The sequence below is a fragment of the Moraxella sp. 179-F 1C4 NHS genome, assembly GCF_045370505.1.
Lineage (GTDB): Bacteria > Pseudomonadota > Gammaproteobacteria > Pseudomonadales > Moraxellaceae > Faucicola > Faucicola tetraodonis.
Window position 1 is genome coordinate 86,452 of sequence record NZ_JBIQEC010000007.1, and the last position, 21,330, is coordinate 107,781.

General features: G+C 45.4%; 16 protein-coding genes and 1 pseudogene. 13 read left to right on the forward strand and 4 right to left on the reverse strand.

The window, feature by feature from the left end; translation table 11 throughout:
* Positions 1-6 precede the first annotated feature (6 nt).
* The 3 genes from ACH0AB_RS05175 to ACH0AB_RS05185 form a co-directional block, all read right to left on the reverse strand.
* Positions 7-1,566, reverse strand: a complete 1,560-nt coding sequence (locus ACH0AB_RS05175; protein ID WP_406877437.1) for a pyridoxal phosphate-dependent decarboxylase family protein — start codon at positions 1,564-1,566, stop codon at positions 7-9.
* A gap of 77 nt (positions 1,567-1,643) precedes the next feature.
* Entirely contained in the window at positions 1,644-2,213 is a 570-nt protein-coding gene (locus ACH0AB_RS05180) for a nucleotidyltransferase family protein (protein WP_312539908.1), read from the reverse strand.
* A gap of 83 nt (positions 2,214-2,296) precedes the next feature.
* Positions 2,297-3,661 (reverse strand): diaminobutyrate--2-oxoglutarate transaminase, encoded by a 1,365-nt coding sequence (locus ACH0AB_RS05185; RefSeq protein WP_312177149.1) that lies wholly within the window; start codon positions 3,659-3,661, stop codon positions 2,297-2,299.
* A gap of 839 nt (positions 3,662-4,500) precedes the next feature.
* Between ACH0AB_RS05185 and ACH0AB_RS05190 the strand changes: the two genes are divergently transcribed.
* From ACH0AB_RS05190 to pgsA, 12 genes and pseudogenes are all read left to right on the forward strand, one after another.
* Positions 4,501-5,106, forward strand: a complete 606-nt coding sequence (locus tag ACH0AB_RS05190) for a 2Fe-2S iron-sulfur cluster-binding protein (protein ID WP_406877438.1) — start codon at positions 4,501-4,503, stop codon at positions 5,104-5,106.
* Positions 5,103-6,146, forward strand: a complete 1,044-nt coding sequence (locus tag ACH0AB_RS05195; RefSeq protein ID WP_369626288.1) for an FAD binding domain-containing protein — start codon at positions 5,103-5,105, stop codon at positions 6,144-6,146. The genes ACH0AB_RS05190 and ACH0AB_RS05195 overlap by 4 nt, the downstream gene beginning before the upstream one ends.
* Positions 6,143-8,566 carry a molybdopterin cofactor-binding domain-containing protein gene (locus ACH0AB_RS05200; RefSeq protein WP_406877439.1) on the forward strand — a complete coding sequence of 808 codons (2,424 nt, stop codon included), beginning with the start codon at positions 6,143-6,145 and terminating at the stop codon, positions 8,564-8,566. Before ACH0AB_RS05195 ends, ACH0AB_RS05200 begins: the two co-directional genes overlap by 4 nt.
* Positions 8,567-8,587: 21 nt before the next feature.
* Positions 8,588-9,682: an XdhC family protein gene (locus ACH0AB_RS05205; protein WP_406877440.1), complete on the forward strand. Its 1,095-nt coding sequence runs from the start codon at positions 8,588-8,590 to the stop codon at positions 9,680-9,682.
* Positions 9,666-10,355 carry a nucleotidyltransferase family protein gene (locus tag ACH0AB_RS05210; protein WP_406877441.1) on the forward strand — a complete coding sequence of 230 codons (690 nt, stop codon included), beginning with the start codon at positions 9,666-9,668 and terminating at the stop codon, positions 10,353-10,355. Before ACH0AB_RS05205 ends, ACH0AB_RS05210 begins: the two co-directional genes overlap by 17 nt.
* Positions 10,356-10,364: 9 nt before the next feature.
* On the forward strand, positions 10,365-11,651 hold the full coding sequence (locus ACH0AB_RS05215) for a molybdopterin molybdotransferase MoeA (protein ID WP_406877442.1): 1,287 nt from the start codon (positions 10,365-10,367) through the stop codon (positions 11,649-11,651).
* Positions 11,651-12,658: pseudogene (moaA, locus tag ACH0AB_RS05220) on the forward strand (GTP 3',8-cyclase MoaA); the annotation flags it as partial. The gene ACH0AB_RS05215 and the pseudogene moaA, both read left to right, overlap by 1 nt.
* Positions 12,659-12,776: 118 nt before the next feature.
* Positions 12,777-13,274, forward strand: a complete 498-nt coding sequence (gene moaC / locus ACH0AB_RS05225) for a cyclic pyranopterin monophosphate synthase MoaC (protein ID WP_406877443.1) — start codon at positions 12,777-12,779, stop codon at positions 13,272-13,274.
* Positions 13,261-13,524, forward strand: coding sequence for a molybdopterin converting factor subunit 1 (gene moaD / locus ACH0AB_RS05230; protein WP_050325208.1), 264 nt, complete (start codon positions 13,261-13,263; stop codon positions 13,522-13,524). The genes moaC and moaD overlap by 14 nt, the downstream gene beginning before the upstream one ends.
* Positions 13,525-13,561: 37 nt before the next feature.
* Positions 13,562-14,053, forward strand: coding sequence for a molybdenum cofactor biosynthesis protein MoaE (locus ACH0AB_RS05235; RefSeq protein WP_065254023.1), 492 nt, complete (start codon positions 13,562-13,564; stop codon positions 14,051-14,053).
* A 24-nt stretch (positions 14,054-14,077) separates the two neighbouring features.
* The gene (locus tag ACH0AB_RS05240; protein ID WP_062332781.1) at positions 14,078-14,815 is read left to right on the forward strand and encodes a sulfite exporter TauE/SafE family protein; all 738 of its coding nucleotides are present in this window, start codon (positions 14,078-14,080) and stop codon (positions 14,813-14,815) included.
* A 632-nt stretch (positions 14,816-15,447) separates the two neighbouring features.
* A complete protein-coding gene (pgsA, locus tag ACH0AB_RS05245) occupies positions 15,448-16,122 on the forward strand; it encodes a CDP-diacylglycerol--glycerol-3-phosphate 3-phosphatidyltransferase (RefSeq protein WP_406877444.1) in 675 nt (224 codons plus the stop codon).
* Between the two features lie 127 nt (positions 16,123-16,249).
* Here pgsA and ACH0AB_RS05250 read toward each other — a convergent pair whose 3' ends face one another.
* On the reverse strand, positions 16,250-16,756 hold the full coding sequence (locus ACH0AB_RS05250) for a pyridoxamine 5'-phosphate oxidase family protein (RefSeq protein ID WP_406877445.1): 507 nt from the start codon (positions 16,754-16,756) through the stop codon (positions 16,250-16,252).
* A gap of 350 nt (positions 16,757-17,106) precedes the next feature.
* Between ACH0AB_RS05250 and purL the strand changes: the two genes are divergently transcribed.
* Positions 17,107-21,114, forward strand: a complete 4,008-nt coding sequence (gene purL / locus ACH0AB_RS05255; protein WP_406877446.1) for a phosphoribosylformylglycinamidine synthase — start codon at positions 17,107-17,109, stop codon at positions 21,112-21,114.
* The last annotated feature ends 216 nt before the right edge of the window (positions 21,115-21,330 follow it).

The following is a 21,330-nucleotide window of genomic DNA, read 5'->3' on the forward strand; positions in this document are numbered from 1 at the left end:
TGCTTATCAATCAATCGCAGGTTGATAATCGCCTGTGATAATACCGTCTTTGATGTCATCGGCTTGTGCCAACACTTGCGCCAATAAGGCTTTGACATTGTCAAGCGTGGCGATGGGGCTTAACGTGGTCATTTTAAGCGATTGCACATCTTGGTGAGCATCCCCTTGCTTTTGGTAACTGACGCGCGTCACGCCGATATTGGCTTCACCTTTGGCAAATAGCTCATCGGCGACATTTTGGTTTAAGCTATCAATCAACTCAGCCGGGTAGTCTTTGGGTACCACGCGAAATAGCACGGAGGCAAACTGTGGCTCTACCAACAATTCAAGCCCATCCGTGGCTTTGATGTAATCAGCGACTTCGCGGGTCAAATCAACGCCATGGTCAATCATCGAGCCGTATAATTCTTCGCCCAAGGCTTCCACTGTCAGCCATAATTTTAGCGCATCAAAACGGCGCGTGGTTTGTAGCGACTTAGAGACTAGGTTAGGTACGCCATGTTCCTCGTCATACGCAGAGTTTAAATACTCAGCTTCATAATGCATGAAGCGATAGTTGGCTTCATCTTTGAGCAAAAATGCCCCGCAAGAGATGCTTTGGAAGTAATGTTTGTGGAAGTCAAGGGTGATAGAGTCGGCTTGCTCAATGCCTGCAAGTTTATCGCGGTAGTTATTCGATAAAATCAGCGCCCCGCCCCAAGCGGCATCAATATGAAGCCATGCACCGTACTCATGAGTAAGCTTACGAATCGCAGGAATTGGGTCAATCGCGCCCGCGTCCGTGGTGCCTGCGGTAGCAACCACACAGGCGATGATTTTGCCTTCGGCTTGCAATTGCGCCATGGTTTGTTCAAGTGCGGCAACATCCATCTGCGCTTGGTCATTGACTGGCACAGTGACCACCGATTGAAAACCCATGCCCATCATTGCCATGTTTTTTTGCACGCTAAAATGCGCGTTTTCTGAGCAGATGACTTTCACTTTTTGCATGGCATCGGCTGGGATACCGTCACGCTGTACTGACCATTCAGACCCATCGTCATTTTTATAGTTTTTGGCGATACACCAATCACGGGCGAGTAACACGCCCATCAAGTTGGATTGGGTACCACCTGAGGTGAATACACCCGCTTGTCCGCTACCAAAACCGACTTTTTGACGTAGCCAATCAATCAGTTGCACTTCCATAAGTGACCCAGCTGGGCTTTGATCCCAAGAGTCCATCGATTGGTTGGTGGCATTTATCAGCACTTCGGCGATTTGACTGGTCACCATCGTTGGGCAGTGCAAGTGAGCAAGCGAATGTGGGTGATGCACTTTTAAGCTTTTATTCAAAAATAACTCAATCGACCGTTTTAATGCGTCTTCCAAGCCTAAGCCTTCTTTAGAAGGTTGAAAGGCAATCTCAGCGCGCAGCTGCTTGATACTACCGCCTGTATACATTTTGTCATTTTTGAGCCAGTCGGTGACAGCTTGTACAGCGGTGTTCATGTTTTTTTGGTAATCAGCAATGGATTGGCTGTCATTACAAAATAACGCTTGGCGGTGCTGTGATAAGTTTGACATGGTAAGTCCTTGCATTCTTTAAGAGAGAGTTAACTATAAATTGTCATTAAACAGAGTGATACGAGCAATTGATTAATTTATTTTACAAAATTACGCTTATACAGTTGATGATTTACAATATTGGCTTTGGCATCGTTTTTATCCCAAATTTGCAATTCCCACGGATAATAAAAATTGCTCGCATTTTTAAAATATACATGCACACCGATATACCCGTCGATATCACGTAAATACCAATTTTTTAGACTGTAATCTGCTTTCCAATCATCCAGTTTTTCCATGATGTCTGTCACATCAGCCGATGGCAAAATTACCCGAGCACCAAAAATATCATTTAAAATATTATTGACTGGGTACTGGTTTTCTCGTGCCAAATAGCGATTGACTTTGTCATAGATACTTTCAGCCGTTTTAACACGGTAAAAAAAATCGATATTTTGTATATCGGCAAATGCCAAATAATCATTAATCGCTTCATGCAAATTAAGCCGATATGACAAGATAGGCTCGATAGGGACGGTTTTGAGCGTATGTGATAGGTTGATTTTTTGTACCTTGCCTGTTTCGAAATAATCTTGTGAATACTCACCATGAATCCGATTGATTTCTCGAATCAGGCGTTCGGTCTTGGCGATATTGGTTTCCATATTTTACTCAAAATGAAATAAACAGATAATAAAAACGGCAAAGCCACGTCAGTAACTTTACCGTCTTGATAGGCAATAATCAATTACCCACGTACTTTTTGCACGGCTTCAGCCACTGCCTTTTTAAAGCGTTCAAGCACCGCATCACATTCTTCTTGCGTGATGTTAATCGGGCAAAGCAAGCGAATCACTGTACCGCCACGACCGCCTTTTTCCAGCAGTAACTTGTTGTCAAAACACGCTCTTTGAATCGCGTTTGCCATGTCAATATCAGCAGGATACGAGCCGATACGGTCAGCAGGTTTACGCTCATCGACAATCTCAATACCGGTCATCAAGCCGCGACCGCGCACGTTACCGATACAAGGAAATTCTTGGGCGATTTTTCTGAGTTCATCGCGCAAGAATTCACCACGGATACGCGCATTTTCTGCCAAGTTTTTGCTGCGGATTTCATCCAATACTTGAATCGATGCTGCCATCGCTAGCTGATTGCCACGGAAAGTACCCGTGTGACCGGCTGGCGCCCATGCATCGAATTTTTTGTTGATGGCAAGTACACATAATGGCAAACCACCCCCGACCGCTTTACTCATCACCACCACGTCAGGCACGATGTCGGCATGTTCAAAAGCAAACATTTTGCCTGAGCGCGCAAACCCAGCTTGCACTTCATCCAAAATCAATACGATATCATGCTTAGCGGTCACTTCACGGATTTTTTGTAGCCATTTTTTGGGCGCAGGCACGACACCGCCTTCACCTTGAATCGCTTCTAGGATGACCGCTGCAGGTTTGACCACGCCGCTTTCAACATCTTCAATAAAGTTTTCAAAGTAGTAAGTCAGCGCATCAACACCCGCTTCACCCCCTAGACCAAGTGGGCAGCGGTATTCATGCGGATAGGGCATAAACTGTACCCCTGGCATCAAATTGCCCACTTTTTCTTTGGCAGACAAATTGCCAGTCATGGCAAGCGCGCCATGAGTCATACCGTGATAACCACCGCTAAATGCGATAACGTTGTCACGCCCTGTATAAGTTTTTGCTAATTTAATCGCCGCTTCTGTACCATCAGCACCGGTCGGACCGCAAAATTGCAATACAAAATCTTTTGGGAAAAAAGACAGCAAGGATTCGGTAAATGCATCTTTGACAGGTGTAGTGATATCTAGGGTGTGCAGTGGCAGACCACTTTCTAACACATCATATAAGGCTTGTTTGACGGCTGGATGATTGTGACCCAAGGCTAATGTACCAGCACCGGCTAGGCAATCAAGGTAATCATTGCCTTCAACATCGGTGACCCAAATACCTTGGGCTTTAGCAATAGCTAGCGGTAGTTTGCGGGGATAACTACGAACATTAGATTCCATCGTGCTTTGACGAGTTAAGTAATATTCGTTAGTGGCATGAGAAATAGGGTGTACAGGGGTGTGAACGCTCATATCGGATTACCATCTCAGATAAGGGTTTAAGAAAATTTGCTTGTGGCTATCTTTCTCGAACTTGTGAATAAAATATCAGTCAGGATGACTAACACCAAAACAAAAACGTTATACCGCAAAACCCCAAAATGCCATGACACTGCACCCAAGACCTAACAATATAACGTTCAAAATTTATGGGGGCATAATACCCTTTTTTTGTGAAAAATAAAGTCTTTTTTGCAAAAAATCGCATGAATCCTCCAAAGTGATAACACAGCGGCGTATTTTGCGATGACAGAGGCAAAAAATCATGGCAAGCGGTGAGCAAGGTGAGCAAGGTGAGTAATGAGCGGCACAACACCACAAGTAAGTATGAAAAGTCTGACAATCGTTGATAGTCCAAGCAGTTTATAAAACTCTGCAGTCACAATTTCAGTCACGATAATGATAAAAAAATTACCTAGTTAATACCATGTTAATGAATTATTTGATACAAAATAGCCAAGTGTCAGCACGCCTAATAATATCCAAGCTTACACCATCAAAATTTTATAAAAGCTAAATACTGCTTAGTATTGAGAGCTTTACACGAATAAACATACAAAAGCTGATTAAAAAAATATAATCAATTACCTAGCAAAATAGACTGGCAAAAGAACTAGTAAAAAAATTACCAAAAGAAACTGCCAAAAAAACGGGATGGCTACATACGCAAAAATAACAGACCCTTCTAATGTTAGCAGTGTCCTTGCATAGTAAAGGCGTAGCGAATTTTTAGAAACTATTTTAATAACATGCGTCAATCCTAGATAACACACTTAAAATAAACCCATAACAACTAGACGAGAAGCAACTTTATGCCACAATCCTTAACACTTACTATCAATCAGCAACAACACACGTTGACGAATCTAGATGTACGCACCACAGTGCTGGATGTCTGTCGCAACCATCTTGGCTTGACTGGCAGCAAAAAAGGCTGTGACCACGGTCAGTGTGGCGCATGTACCATGCTGATTAATGGTCAGCGGGTCAACAGCTGTCTGACCCTAGCGGTCATGCACGAAGGCGATAGCATCGAAACCATTGAAGGCATTGGCTCACCTGAAGCGCTTGACCCGATTCAACAAGCGTTTCTGGAACATGACGCCTTTCAATGTGGTTATTGTACCCCTGGGCAAATTTGCTCGACTAAAGCGATGATTGAAGAGCTACGCCAAAACTGGGCAAGTCATGTGTCAGCTGATTTGATGCAGCCTTTATCAAGCGATACAGCACAATTTAAGCAACAATTAGATAAAGAAATCTCTGAGCGTATGAGTGGCAATATCTGTCGCTGCTCGGCATATCCCAACATCGTGCGAGCTATCAAACAAGTATTACAAGAAACCGGTTTTTCGGCAGAAACAGATAACGTAACCACTCAGACAGCAGCTACTCAGGCTACAGGAGTATCGCTATGAAAACTTTTGATTATCAGCGCGCCAACTCGGTGGATGACGCCATCAAAATAGCCACTTTAGCTGAGGGGGATTTGGCTGAGGCGCAGCGTCCGTTTTTTATCGCTGGGGGTACCAATTTACTTGACTTGATGAAACTCGAAATCGAACAGCCAACACAGCTGATTGATATTTCACGTTTGCCGCTTAATACAATCGAAGCCACGCCAGAAGGTGGGTTAAAAATCGGCGCTATGGTTAGTAATAGTGAATTAGCGGCTCACCCTGTTATTCGTCAAGATTATGCGGTGCTTGCCCGTGCCTTGTTGTCGGGTGCATCGCCGCAACTGCGTAACAAAGCCAGTACCGGTGGCAATCTACTACAGCGCACCCGTTGTTATTATTTTTATCAGCCTGATAGTCCGTGTAATAAGCGTGAGCCCAATTCTGGCTGCGGGGCAAAAGCAGGTCTTCATCAGAACTTAGCAATTTTAGGCACGAGCGAGCAGTGTATTGCCACCCATCCATCAGATATGGCGGTGGCAATGCGATTACTCGATGCTGTCATTGTTGTCCAGCAAGCGGACGGGCAAACCCGCCAAGTGCCTATCGCTGAATTTTATCGCTTACCTGAGCAAACCCCCCATATTGAAACTTGCTTAAATCTAGGTGATTTGATTACCCATATCATTCTACCGCCACCCTTAAAAGGCGTGCATAGCTATGACAAAGTGCGTGACCGTGCGTCGTATGCCTTTGCTTTAGTGTCCGTCGCTGCCGTGATTGAGCATGATAATGATACACTCACCAATGTGCGACTTGCATTTGGCGGTATTGGCAGTCAGCCTTGGCGAAATGACGAAATTGAAAAAATACTGATTGGTAGCACGGGCGATGCCGTGAGTATTGAGCTTGCGGTGGCGACCCTATTCAAAGAAGCAAAAACCGATGAACAAACCGAGTACAAGACCGTGCTAGTACAGCGTCTTTTACACCATGTTGTGCAACGAGCATTACAACAACCCAATCAATCAAGTCCTTTAAGTAGTGGAGTGAGTGCATGAGCCTAACACAAATTTTTGGCGAATCGCCCCTTGAAAAAAAACTGACCATGGACAAGCCTATCGAGTCACGGCTAGATACGACTGATAGCAAGCTCGTTGGCAAACCACTGAGCCGTATCGAAGGACACCTAAAAGTCGCAGGCAAAGCCACGTATACTGCCGAAAACCAATTTGACGACTTGTGTCATGGGGTGATGGTCGGTGCAACCATTGGTAAAGGCAAGGTAAAAAAAGTACATAAAGATACCGCCTTACAAGTTGCAGGTGTGATTGGGGTGTTTCATGACCCGTTGTTTTTACGCAACCCGCAACAAGGGGGTGTCAAAATGGCGCCTGTGCAAGGGGCAAGCGAGGTCTTTTATCATGGTCAGCCAATTGCTTTGGTGGTCGCAGAAACCCTAGAAGCGGCTCAAGAAGGCGCGAAGGCATTACAGATTGACTATGAAAATGATGAAAAACACGGGCATTTTGACTTTAACAAGCAAAAAAAGCATACCCAGTTTATTGATTGGGTAACCGATAAAAGTGACGACATTGGCAAACCTGAAAAAACGCTTAAGCAATCAGAGGTCAAAGTCGATGTGACTTATACCACGCCAAGCCAAAGTAACATGCCGATGGAACCGCACAGTTCGTTGGCGCGTTGGTTTGAAGGTAAGCTAACCCTTCATACTTCTAACCAAATGCTTGCCTCTTCCAAAATACAACTTGCCAAAGCCTTAGATATACCGGAAGACGATGTCCGTTTGCTATCGCCCTATGTTGGTGGTGGGTTTGGCTCAAAACTGGGTATTTCACCAGAGTCGGTGATGGCAGCCATTGCGGCTAAAGACTTAAAACGCCCCGTACTGGTGAACATGACCCGACCGCAAGTCATGGAAACTACCGTCAGACGCACCAACACTGAACAACGGGTGGCATTGGGGGCGGATAAAGATGGCAAAATCCATACCATTATTCATAATAGCATTGTCACCAATTTACCGTCAGAAACGTTTTTTGAGCCAGTGGCGGTCTCTACCCACTTTTTGTATGGCGGTGACAATCGCCAAATCAAATACGAAATGGCGCGCATGAATTTTACCTTAACAGGCTCTATGCGTGCCCCTGGCGAAGCAGTGGGTCAGTTGGCACTCGAATGTGCCATGGACGAACTGGCGCATGCGTTAAAGCTGTGCCCAATCGAACTGCGAAAACGCAATGAACCGAGCGAAGACCCAAGCAAAAAAATTCCCTACAGCACCCGAAAATTGCTGGCGTGTATGGAGCAGGGGGCAAAAGCCTTTGGATGGGATGAACGCCCACAAACGCCCGCAAGTCGCCTTGAAGGCGATTGGCTGATTGGCTATGGGATGGCGTGCGCCGCGCGTAGCAACGAATTAAAACCCTCACAAGCCCGTGTGAGCCTGTTGCCCTCTGACAAACCGCTTGGGGTCATGGCTCGTATCGAAACTGACATGACTGATATCGGTACAGGTAGCTATACTATTTTTGCGCAAGTGGTTGCCGATATGCTGGGCTTACCGATTGACCATGTCGAGGTCAAACTTGGCGATACCGATCTGCCCCCTGCTGCAGGGTCAGGCGGTAGCTGGGGAGCTTCAAGCGCTGGTAGTTCAATTTATCTGGCATGTGAAGCGCTACGAGAAAAGATTGCCCAGAGTGTGGGACTACATGCCGATAGCATTGGCTTTAAACAAGGCAATCTATATAGACAATTTGAGCATGACCCTAGCCTAGCTGAAAAAATTGGCGAAAAAATTAACCATACGTTAACCGATACGTTGGATAAACTAGCAGAAAAAACAGGGCTTAATTCTGAGGTCTCTATGGACCACCAAGATAATGTACTCGATTGCGAACAAGTCGATACCCAGTTACCGCTGAGCAGTTTTTTGCAGCAATATGCCCCTCATGGCTTGGTAGCTAATGGTGAAATCGAACCTGGTAAAACCAAAAAAGAATACCGTCATGCAGGCTATGGCGCACAGTTCGCTGAAGTCGGGGTACACCGGGTAACCGGTGAAATTCGGGTTCGCCGTATGCTAGGCACATTTGCCGCAGGGCGTATCTTAAACGAAAAAACAGCGCGCTCGCAGTGTTTTGGTGGTATGGTGTTTGGTATAGGGGCTGCCTTGATGGAGCAAATTCACCATGACAAACGTGACGGTCGTCTATGTAATCACGATTTAGCCGAGTATCAGGTGTGTGTGAATGCTGATGTGCCTGACTTAGAGGTAATAATGTTACCCGAAACTGACCCCTATGCCAATCCGCTCCATAGCAAGGGTATAGGTGAATTGGCATTATCAGGGGCAGGGGCAGCCATTGCCAATGCGATCTTTAATGCCACAGGCGTTAGAGTACGAGACTATCCCATTACCTTGGATAAACTGCTGTACCAGTTGCCATTACTGTAATCGGGTACACTGCCATTTGCTATGAACCACTTGTTTGATATTTTTGCTACCCTTGACCAGTTACCGCCCAACAGTGAAGCGGTACTAGCCACAGTGGTGAGTGTCGAAGGGTCAGCCTATCGGCAACCTGGTGCTAGAATGTTGATTTTAGCCGATGGTCAATCCATAGGCATGGTGAGTGGCGGTTGTCTTGAAAAGCACTTGGTACAGCGAGCCTTTTGGCTAACGCGAGATGGGGCAACGCTCAAAACCTATCATACCGCAACCGATAGCCAGTTATCACAAGATGAGGTGGTCGATGACAGTGATGAGCAAGAAGGCTTTGGGCTTGGCTGTCAAGGCGTCATTCAAGTATTATTTGAACGTCTGATTTTAAATGAACAATCTGTATTATTTGCCTGTTTTCAGCGCTTAAAACAGACAAAACAGCCACAAACACTGGCTACAGTTATCACCTCAAACTCAGATGAGTTTGTGGTTGGACAACATCTGCCCTTGACGCAGTTGTCGCAATTGGGTCAACAAGATTGGCAATTGGTTAATCAAGTCGCTGCCAGCCGTAAAAGTCGCTTTATGCTGCATGTTTATCAAAAACAAGCACAACAACTAAGCATCTTTATAGAAACGCTACAACCACCGCTACAATTATTAATTTTTGGCGCGGGGCAAGATTGTTTACCTTTGATGACCATGGCAAATTTGCAAGGCTGGCAGGTGACGGTGATTGATAGTCGTTTGGATGTGATTACCCGTTGTCGCGGGCAGGCTCACGCCAATTTTGTACAGATTGCCCTTGAAAAAGCCGAGTCTGTACAGACTTTTTTTGAGTCACCGCAGCCGACCGCTGTGGTGATAATGACCCATAGTCTGAGTCAAGACAGAGTATGGCTCAGCCAAGCCTTTAAAGCCCAAAACTCGCCTTTTTTTATTGGGCAATTAGGGCCCACCTATCGCACTGAGCAGTTGCTTAGTGAGATTGACGATGGTTATCAACTGGTGAAATCTGCTAATTTGTTCTATCCTGTGGGTTTAGCGCTCGGTGGCGATACGCCCGAAGCGGTGGCTTTATCTATCACTGCCCAAATTCAACAGGTATATCATGAGCGTCACGCCTAGTAATTTAATCGTGGTGATTTTGGCGGCAGGATTGAGCCAGCGTCTTGGTTTTGCCAAACAGCTGATTGTAAAAAATCATCAAACCTTGCTGGCTGAAAAAATTCAATTGGCACGCCAATTGCAGCCTTATCAAGTGTTGGTGGTTTTGCCAAAACTTGATAACCCAATATCTAAAGCGTTATACAATGAAGTTGCACCATTTGCCGTCACAGTCGTCGATAATCCAACGCCGCAAACAGGGATGGCGCAATCGATTCAGTATGCAATGACAATATTACAACAACAGTCAGTAAGTGCTGCAATGCGGATTTTGTTTTTGACCGTTGACCAAGTGGCGGTAACCCTCGATGATTTGACGCTATTAAGCCAAAATGTTGAGGACCATCGGCTGATTGTGAGTGAGTATGGTGATAATAATCAACCAATTTGGGGGATTCCCGTCAATTTACCTTGGGGTTTTTTGCGAGCATTTGGTCATCAGTTGCAGGGCGATAAAGGTTTTCGGGCGTTATGGCAACATCAAACCGCTATCGTTTCGCCCACCGATGGTAAGGATTATCAGCTTTATCCAATACCGCTGCCGCATTTAGGCCAAGATATTGATACCTTAGAACAATTTGAGCAGCTAAAAACAGCCTATCACCTTTTGCCGCCGACCCAACATTTTAATTGAGACAACCTGATGATTTCTGTCAATGAACTAAAACAAGCGATTAATGAGCGCTTAGAGAACTATTTAACGTCGCGTCTGGGCGAAGTAAAGACAATAACAGTGGGTTTGTTAGACGCGCAAAACCACATTTTAGCCCAAGATATTGCCGCATCCTTTGATATTCCCCGCCAAAATCTATCATCCATGGATGGTTTTGCGATTGCTATGGGTAGCTATCTTGACCACGATAGCCAATTAGAAATCATCGGTGAATCGGGGGCAGGTAAACCTTTTAGCGGTCGTTTGCGACCCAATCAAGGCGTGCGAATTTTTACCGGCGCGGTGGTGCCAAATGACTGCGACACGGTAGTGATGCAGGAAGATACTAACCTTGGCGACATTCAGCCCAGTTTGGATAACAGCCAAGCCTATCACATTCGCTTGACCCAAACCGCTAAGGTGGGCGCAAATATTCGCCGCCAAGGCGAGGAAGTGCAAGCAGGCGAAACTGTTTTAACGATTGGTAAACGCCTAAACCCCAGTGATATCAGCTTACTTGCCAATTTAGGCGTGGATAGCGTGCAGGTATTTCAGCCACTCACGGTTGGCATTATTGCCACCGGCGATGAGCTCGTCGACGTGGGGCAACCGCTGGCAACGCTCGCCCAAATTTATAACTCCAACACGCCCACGCTAAAAGCGTTATTAAAGCAGTTGCCGATTGCCATTCAAGATTATGGCATTGTCCCTGACAACCTTGAGACCACTCGCTGTACTGTTCAGCAAGCGATAGCCGAATGTGATGTGATTATTTCTACGGCGGGTGTATCGGTGGGCGATTATGATTTTTTAACCCAAGTTATTCAGGCGCTTGGTAAAATTCACCATTACAAAGTGGCAATGAAACCAGGTAAACCCTTTATATTTGGGGAATTTGCGCAAGATAAAAAAACGGTCATGTATTTTGGGTTGCCCGGTAATCCGCTATCTACCGTGGTATGCTGCCTTAATTTTGTCCAACCTGCGCTGTGGCAACTATCGGGCGTGATACAATCAGATATCCCAAAACCGCTGCAACTGTTTGCCAAAACCACCCACGACATCAAAAAGCGAGCAGGACGCCAAGATTATCAGCGAGCGGTTTTTTGCCAAAATGAAGACGGCAGTTTTAGCGTAACCCCTTTATCTGCCCAAGACTCCCACCGTGTAAAACAGCTTAGCCACGCCAATTGCTTGCTTGTATTACCCCAAGACAATGCAGGGGTAAAAGCAGGCGAAATAGTGACAGTGCAGCCGTTTAGTTGGAATTTTAGCTAACGATGACTTCGCAACATTCTTCATTAAATTTGGTGGACAATTTTCATCGCCAGTTAAGTTATTTACGCCTGTCGATTACCGATTTTTGTAACTTTCGCTGTGATTACTGCCTGCCCGATGGCTATACTGCCAACGCGGGTAAACGCCCTGACAACGAGCTTTCTGTATCCGAAATCGATGTTTTAATACAAGCCTTTGCCAAACTAGGCACCACCAAAGTGCGGCTGACGGGGGGTGAGCCATCGATTCGACAAGATTTACCGCGCATCATCGAACTTGCCAAACAGACACAAGGTATCCAAACTGTGGCGATTAGCTCCAACGGCTATCGCCTTGCCAAGCATTTATCCGACTGGCAAACGGCAGGGCTAAATCAGCTTAACATCAGTATCGACAGCTTTGACCCCACCATTTTTAAACAAATCACCGGCTTTGATATATTGCCAACGCTGTTAAAAGACATCGATACATTGCTAGCAACCACCGATATTAAGCTAAAACTAAACGGTATTTTGATGGCAGACACCGCCTTTGATAACTTGCAATCCGTGTTAAGTTTTGTCAAAAATCGCCATGTCACTTACCGTTTTATTGAGTTTATGCAAACCTCAGATAATAAAGCTTTGTTTTTTGCCCAACATAGCAGTGGTCAGCGTATCAAAGATTTTTTATTACAAAATGGTTGGCAATCCCAACGTCGAGCAAGCGATGCAGGCCCTGCGATTGAATATCGCCATGCCGATTATGTCGGTGGCATTGGGCTGATTGAGCCTTATGCCCCGCAGTTCTGCGACAGTTGTAATCGCCTGCGAGTGAGTAGCCAAGGCAAAGTACATTTGTGTTTGTTTGATAATGGCAGTTATGATGTGCGAGGGTTTTTGGCAAATGGCGATGTCAATGGATTGGTTCATGCCTTGCAAAGCTTAATGCCGATTAAGCCCGAGCATCATTTACTCAAGCAAAACGACAGTGGTATCATGGCGAATTTATCGATGATTGGCGGTTAATGGATGACGGGTGATTTTTAAAATATAAAATAGGCAAATTTAATCATTCAAACGCAGCTTAATAAGCGTACACGTCGCTATAATGTTGTGCCACATTTGAGGGGTGAAAATCCAAAACATGACAACACAATTAACTTCCTTAGACCTGACACATTTAGACGCACACGGCGATATCGCCATGGTCGATGTGTCGGGCAAAGCGATAACCCAACGCACCGCCACCGCCGTAGGGCAAGTCATTTTCCCTAGCGACAGTTACCAAGTGATAAAATCCGCCGACGGTATCACCAAAAAAGGCTCAATCACCCAAACCGCGCATATCGCAGGGGTCATGGCAAGCAAACGCACCCACGAGCTGATTCCGCTTTGCCACCAGCTGCCACTCGATGGGGTAAAAATCGGCTTTGAGTATGATGATAACAACTGCTCAATCCACGTCACTGCCACTGTCAAAGTCACCCACAAAACAGGCGTGGAAATGGAAGCCTTAACCGCTGTGTCGGTGGCTTGCCTAACGATTTACGACATGACCAAAGCATTATCTCACGACATCACCATCAGCGATATCAAGCTACTCACCAAAACAGGGGGCAAATCCGACTATGCCAACACCTAGCGCGTCTGAGAAAAATTTAGCCATCTTATACTTTGCAAGCCTTGCTGAACAAGCAGGGAAAGACGAAGAAACGATCCGCTTTGACGGTGATAACTTGACCGAGCTTTACCAAACGTTAAGCGCACACTACGGGTTTAAACTCGCCCAAACCAAACTTGCTGTGGCAATCAATCACCATATTACCAACTGGCAAACGCCGCTTCAAGATGGTGATATCGTCGCCTTTATTCCGCCTGTAGCAGGTGGTTGAATATCACGTACGCCCTTTAAACAATATAGAGAAAACCATGAACGCATTGCATAAAGGCTCATCCACCATTAGCATCAGTGAAGACCAAGCCTACCAAACCGTGATTACTAGCGGCTTTGCGTTAATTGACCGAGCCATTGACGACAGACGGCTTAAACACACCTTAATGAGCGATACTTGCGGGGCGTTAGCGACATTTGAAGGCTGGGTACGTAATCACAATAACGCTCGCCCTGTTAGCAAACTCACTTATTACGGCTACGAGCAACTGGCACTCAATCAAGGCAAAAAACTGGTTGAACAAGCCAAAGCCCAGTTTGATATCGAAAACGCCATTGCCATACACCGTGTTGGCGACCTTGCGATTGGTGAGATGGCGGTGTGGATTGGGGTGGTGGCTGCCCACCGTTATCCTGCATTTGATGCGTGTCGTTGGCTACTAGATGCGATTAAAGCGGATATTCCTGTGTGGAAACAAGAATTTTATGCCGACAGCACTGAGAGTCTGTGGCTTTCTAATAATGGTTAATACTCTAGTAATGGTTAACAAGCAATGACAACTACCGTATTAAGCGTGCTGTTTTTTATTTCTGCCTTGCTCTATTCATCAGTCGGGCATGGCGGTGCATCGGGTTATCTAGCGATGATGGGGTTAGTCGGCGTTGCGCCAAGTATGATGAAACCCACCGCACTATGTCTCAATATTTTGGTGTCCATCATTGCATTTTGGCGATTTTATTCCGCAAAAAACTTTTCTTGGCAAATTTTTATTCCCCTTGCTATTACCGCGGTACCGATGGCGTTTATCGGGGGAATGACCCATTTACCCAGTCATTTATATAAGCCGATTGTTGGGATGGTACTGATTTTTTCGGCTATTTATTCATTTATCTTTGCCAAAAAACTCACCAGCGAGCAACCATTAAAACAGGTGTCAAAATGGATTTTGGCAATCGTGGGGGCGGTTTTAGGGTTACTTTCGGGATTGACGGGGGTGGGTGGTGGTGTGTTTTTAAGTCCAATTTTATTGTTTAACCGTTGGGCAAGCCCTAAAGTTGTCGCAGGCGTAGCGTCGGGGTTTATTTTGGTGAATTCAATTTCAGGCTTGTTTGGTGTGTTATCGACAGGGGCAAAACTGCCAAATCAACTACCAATCTGGCTTGTAGCGGTTTGTGTAGGGGGTTTTATTGGCGCAACTTATGGTAGCAAACGCCTTGCCGACCCAATGCTCAATAAATTATTATCTCTGGTGTTAGTCATTGCAGGGCTGAAAATGCTGGCAAATTTTTAATGCTTAGGTAGATACCAACCGATGCATCTAGTACCAACCTAAAAAAGTACCAATCTAAAAAATGCGATGAATTGCATGCAACATCCAATCATTTCAAAGCTTAAGCTATAAAAAAAACCCATTGCAGGAGGTGAGCAATGGGCTGAGGAAAAGCACAAGTAAGTGTTAAAAGTCTGAAAATTTTTGACAATGAACGCGGTTTATCAAAATTGTCCAATCACTGTATGATAGAAAATTGATAAAAAAATTCGCAAATTAATACGTTATGACTGATAAATTGGGTACAAAGTATTCAACTTTCAATAAACCTGACAACAGCAAAATTTGCTAATAGCGAAATAATTCTTATTGTTATTATTATTTCTTTGTCGGACGTTATGATATCAATAAAAGTCTAAATTTTTGACTGTCTAATTACACCTTGTTACTTTTGAAGTGTTTTTTATACAATGACATATTTAGTAAAAAATACCATAAAATCAATAGAGTAAGCCGGCCTAATTGTTGAAAAACATGACAAAAACGAGCACTATTGGCAAAAAATAATGACATTGCTTTGAGAACCGTTATAATTATTTCAACTAAAATTAGCGTTACGCCGCACCTTACAACAAGAATGAACGAAAAATCCCATGACCGATAAGCCAGTGACCGACGAGACAGCCCATCCCTCTGTTGCCTCGGGCAGTATTTTTAACTTGCCCAACAACTTGACCATTGCGCGCATCGTGATGATTCCACTGTTTGTGGCGATTGCTTATTGGCCGCCTGCGATGGGGATTGGGCAGAGCGCCATTAGTGACAATGCAATTGCCAATATAGGCATGTATCAGTTTAGCGATAGCCTCCTACGCCACTTTTTATTGACGGCTGTATTTGTTTTGGCGGCAATTACCGATTGGTTAGATGGCTACTTTGCCCGCAAGCTCAATATGACATCGGCATTTGGGCGGTTTCTTGACCCTGTGGCGGATAAATTGATGGTTGCTGCCGCGCTAATTATCTTGGTGCAGTGGCATCCTGACATTGTCATGGCGATTTCAGCAATTGTTATCATCTCACGTGAGATTGCCGTCTCAGCCTTGCGTGAGTGGATGGCAGAACTGGGCAATCGTACTAGCGTTGCCGTGTCATACGTGGGCAAGATGAAAACCACTTTTCAAATGGTGGCAATTACGGTGTTACTACTCAATTGGGAATCACTTGAAATGACGGGGTATTTACTATTGGTCATTTCAGTGGTGTTGACGTTATGGTCAATGTTTATTTATCTGAAAGCGGCATGGCCCTATCTAAAACAGCCTTAATCAATAACTTTAAAAAAAGCTGATGACGTTAAAAAAAACGGATTATATTAAAACAATTGTTAGTTCAAAATTTACCATAAAAAACCCCAGTCAAAAAACTGGGGTGATATTTTTTTAAAACCAGCAATTAAAACGTCACTGAATGGTTTTCACCCATATTTTCTGCAGTTTTCCCTTCTTGCGCAGCGGCGGCTACCATTTTAAACATATCCACCACTGTGTTACCGCTTAACCAATACTGCGCGCCGTTACATTCAATACAAATCACTTGCACGTTAGGATCTTCTTTACCTTTTTCATAGAACGCCGCATAAATTGGGCTCCAAAGCTCATCTAGTTTGGCTTTGTCATTAACCAGTTTAGCGGTACCATTGATTGACACAAAGTCTTTTTGGTCGCTTGAGGTATAAGATAAGTTGACTTGTGGGTTTTTTTCTAAGTCTTTGATAGTTTCTGACTTGCGATCACCGATAAACCAAATTTTACCATTTTCTAATTCATTTTTATTAGTGGTCATAGGGCACGCATGTAAATGTCTTTCGTCTGCAGTAATGGTGGTCATCATTGTATATTTGACGCCTTCAATCACTTTATTAATATTTTCAATATGTTGCTCTTTGGTAAGATCTGCCATGAGAATGTCCTTGTTATTATATGGTTATTATACGTCTCAAAGTTAATGCTAAAAAATTTATTGCTAACTGGTTAAAAAGTTACATTAAAACTGGGTTAAAGTCGTTAACTTGGACGATAATATCGGTTTTTGTTGTTTGAGTCTGTCGAAAAGCTGCAAATAATTGGTATAAAACCGTTAACGATGTTATCGCAAGGTAACGCAATTGAAAGGCAATTTAGAAAAAACACAGGGTGAAATGACAGTCTATCGCCATCAAGACAAGTGATACGCCCGTGGGTTTAATGCTATAATAGCCGCAAATTTTTCTGTTATTTTCCCAACTTTTCCCAAAGCAAGCGGAACTTTCTATGACTATCATCGCTGGACACCCATTTTTAACCGATTTTCAAACCACCAAACTGCTAAATTCCCTTAGCCAAAAAACCAATCTCAAAATCACCCACTTAAAAAGCCAGCAAGTTTATATTTTTTCTAAGGATTTGGCAGAACACGACTATAAAAAAGCGGTAGATTTGCTCAATCACGGTGACGAAATCGCGCTTAATCAAGCAAGCCCAGATGAGAATCAGGATGAGAATCAGGATGAGAATAAAGAGGCGCTGCAAATTATCGTCAGCCCACGTTTTGGTACGATTAGCCCTTGGGCAAGTAAAGCGACGGATATTTTTAACAATTGTGAGATAGCGATTGAGCGTGTTGAGCGCTTGGTGGTGTATACGCTCATAGGCGAAAATTTGCCTGAAAAGCTCCCGCATGATATCGAGATGATGTTGTACGACCGCATGACCCAAAGCCTATTTTATGACTTGGCAAAGGCTCAGCATTTATTCGATGACCACGAGCCAGCACCGCTCAACCATGTCGATGTGATGGGCAAAGGGCGTGAGGCGTTAGAATCTGCCAACCGTGAGTTCGGTTTTGCGTTATCGAGCCAAGATATTGACTACTTGATGGATGCCTACGTTCATGTGCTAAAGCGCAATCCGACCGATGTTGAGCTTATGATGTTTGCCCAAGCCAACTCGGAGCATTGCCGTCACAAGATTTTTAATGCGCAATGGACGATTGATGGGGAAGTACAGCCAAAATCCTTGTTTGGCATGATTAAAAATACCTTCAAGCAAAATCCTAACGATATTTTATCCGCCTATAAAGACAATGCCGCGGTGGTAAAAGGGCATGAAGGGCAGCGTTTTTATCCGCTACTAAACAGCGACAACAATCATTTAGCATACGATTTTCACCAAGAGCCGATTGATATCTTGATGAAAGTCGAAACCCACAATCACCCAACGGCGATTGCACCGTATGCAGGCGCGGCAACAGGTTCTGGCGGTGAAATCCGTGACGAGGGCGCGACAGGTCGTGGCGGTAAACCCAAAGCAGGCTTGGCAGGATTCCATGTGTCGCATTTGCAGCTGCCTGATATGCCAGAAAAATGGGAGCACAGCGGAAAAGTCTCGACTGCTGACTACGGCAAGCCAGCGCGTATGGCGTCCGCATTAGAAATCATGACCCAAGCGCCGCTTGGTAGTGCAGCGTTTTCCAATGAATTTGGTCGTCCAAATCTGGTCGGTTATTTTCGCTCATTCCAATTGGACACCTCAAAAGACCAAGATGGCAGCCAAATGCGGGGCTATCACAAACCCATTATGATTGCCGGTGGTTACGGTAATATCAAGCGCAATTTGGTGGAAAAAAATCCGATTCAGCAAGGCGATTTGCTGATTGTGCTAGGGGGTCCTGCCATGCAAATCGGCTTGGGCGGTGGCGCAGCAAGTTCGGTGGATAGTGGTGAGCTTGATGAAGGCTTGGATTTTGCGTCAGTGCAACGTGACAATGCCGAGATGGAACGCCGCTGTCAAGAAGTCATTGACCGCTGTTGGGCGATGGCAGGAAACCAGCCAGATGAAGATGACAATCCGATTGTGTCAATTCATGACGTGGGGGCAGGGGGTTTGTCAAACGCCATGCCTGAGCTTGTGAATGACCACGAACTTGGTGCGGTGTTAAACTTGCGTAAAGTGCCGTCGCTTGAGCATGGCATGTCGCCAATGGCGATTTGGTCAAATGAAGCCCAAGAGCGCTATGTGTTGGCAATCCGTCCACAGAGCCGTGAGCTATTTGATAGTATCTGTGAGCGTGAGCGTTGCCCGTATGCTATTTTGGGTGAAGCGACTGACGTGCGTGAGTTGGTGGTCAATGACCCACTACTCAACACCAAAGGCGACCAACAACCGGTCGATATGCCCCTACAAGTGCTACTTGGTGGCACGCCAAAAATGCAGCGTAGCTTTAGCCGTAGTACGCCAGATTTGACAGCGTTAAACCTTGATAAAGTCGATTTGGCTGAAGCGGTCAAAGACGTGCTGCGTCATCCAACGGTTGCCAGTAAATCTTTCTTAATCAGCATTGGCGATCGTTCAATCACAGGTATGGTAGTACGTGACCAATATGTTGGACGTTACCAAGTGCCAGTGGCAGACTGTGCTGTTACTGCTTCTGCTCTCCTCCCTGTCGATGGCAAACCGATGACAGGCGAGGCCATGAGTATGGGCGAGCGTACCCCAGTTGCTTTGATTAATCCTGCCGCATCTGCGCGCCTTGCGGTCGCTGAAGCCATTACCAATATCGCAGGGGCGAATATCGCCAAGCTATCAGACATTACCTTGTCGGCGAACTGGATGGCAGCCTGTGGTGAGGACAAAGAAGACCAAGCCTTGTTTGATGCGGTGTATGCGGTGGGCGAAGCACTTTGCCCGGCACTGGGCATTGCCATTCCTGTGGGCAAAGACAGCTTGTCGATGCGGGCAAATTGGTCAGATGAGCAAGCAAACAAGTCTGTGGTGTCACCTATGTCGCTCATTATCACTGCCTTTGCCCCTGTGCAAGATGTTACCAAAACACTAACCCCAGAATTGCTAACCAGCTCGGCGCTTGGCGAAACCGCCTTTTATCGCTTAGACTTATCAAAAGGTCAGTTCCGCTTGGGTGGCTCAATCCTTGCCCAAACCCTAAGCCAACTGGGTGATACTTGCCCAGACCTAGATAATCCGCAAGATTTAATCAACTTCTTTGACTTTATCCAGCAAGCCAACAACCAAGGCTTAATCACCGCATATCATGACATTGGTGATGGCGGTTTGCTTGCCACCATTGCTGAGATGCAATTCACCAGTCGCCAAGGCGTGAAATTGGTGTTAACTGATGATAATTTACTCGGTCAATTGTTTGCTGAGGAACTCGGTGCGGTGATTCAAGTTAAAACCCATCAGGTGGCTCAATTGCTAGCGCTTGCCGAAACCACAGGCGTCAGCGAGTTATTAAGCTTGGTCGGTCAAAGCACCGATGAAGACAGTTTACTCATCCAAACAGCCACGCAAAATTTACGTTTTGAGCGTAGCGAGCTTGAGCAAGAATGGAGCAAAGTCAGCTACCATATCGCCAAAAACCGTGACAACCCCGAATGCGTACAACAGGCCTTTGATTTGATTGGTGATAAATCCCATCAAGGTCTAATCGCCCAAGCCAATTATGATCTCAACCAAGCGATTGAAGCCCCATACATTAACAGTCGCACGGTGCAGCCGAAGGTGGCGGTACTACGTGAACAAGGCGTCAATGGTCAGCTAGAAATGGCCGCAGGCTTTAAACGCGCAGGGCTAGAAGCCGTCGATGTGCATATGAGTGACTTGCTCAAAGGGCGTGTCAACTTGCGTGACTTTGATGGGCTCGTGGCTTGCGGCGGCTTTAGTTATGGCGATGTGCTTGGCGCTGGCGCTGGCTGGGCAAAATCGGTACTGTTCCATGATGAACTACGCATGCAATTTGTGCGATTCTTTAACCGACCAGAAACCTTCTCGCTTGGCGTTTGTAACGGCTGTCAGATGATGAGCCAGCTTAAAGACTTGATACCAGGCGCAGAGAATTTCCCCCGTTTTATCGCCAATAAATCGGCACGGTTTGAAGCGCGCACGGTGAATGTGAAAATTGAACGTACCAAGTCGGTGCTGTTAAAAGGCATGCAAGAGAGCATTCTACCGATTGCGGTGGCACATGGCGAAGGCTTTGCAACGTTGAGCGATACCGATATCGCAGGGATGAGCGCACATGGGCAAATTGTGATGCGTTATGTGGACAGTCTCGGCACACCAACCGAGCATTATCCGCTCAATCCAAATGGCTCACCGCAAGGGGTGACAGGGATTTGTAGTACCGATGGGCGTGTGACCTTGATGATGCCACACCCAGAGCGCAATTTGATGGCATATAACCACAGCTGGAAGCCTGAAGCTTGGGACAATGACGGGGCGTGGATGCGGATGTTTAGAAATGCTCGGGCATTCTTAAGATAAGAGTTAAGATAAAAGTTAACATAGATAATTTTTTTAAAAAAGGATGGCAAAAGCTGTCCTTTTTTAATGACCCAACCTAACCCGACTAACGCAATAAAGGCTGGGTAATAAAGGCTGTCACGGTGAAAGTCTTGGCTCGGTCAAAAACTAGCAACAATTTACAAACAATACACGATAACAAAGGAAAGGTATATGTTATAATAACTTAATCCTACA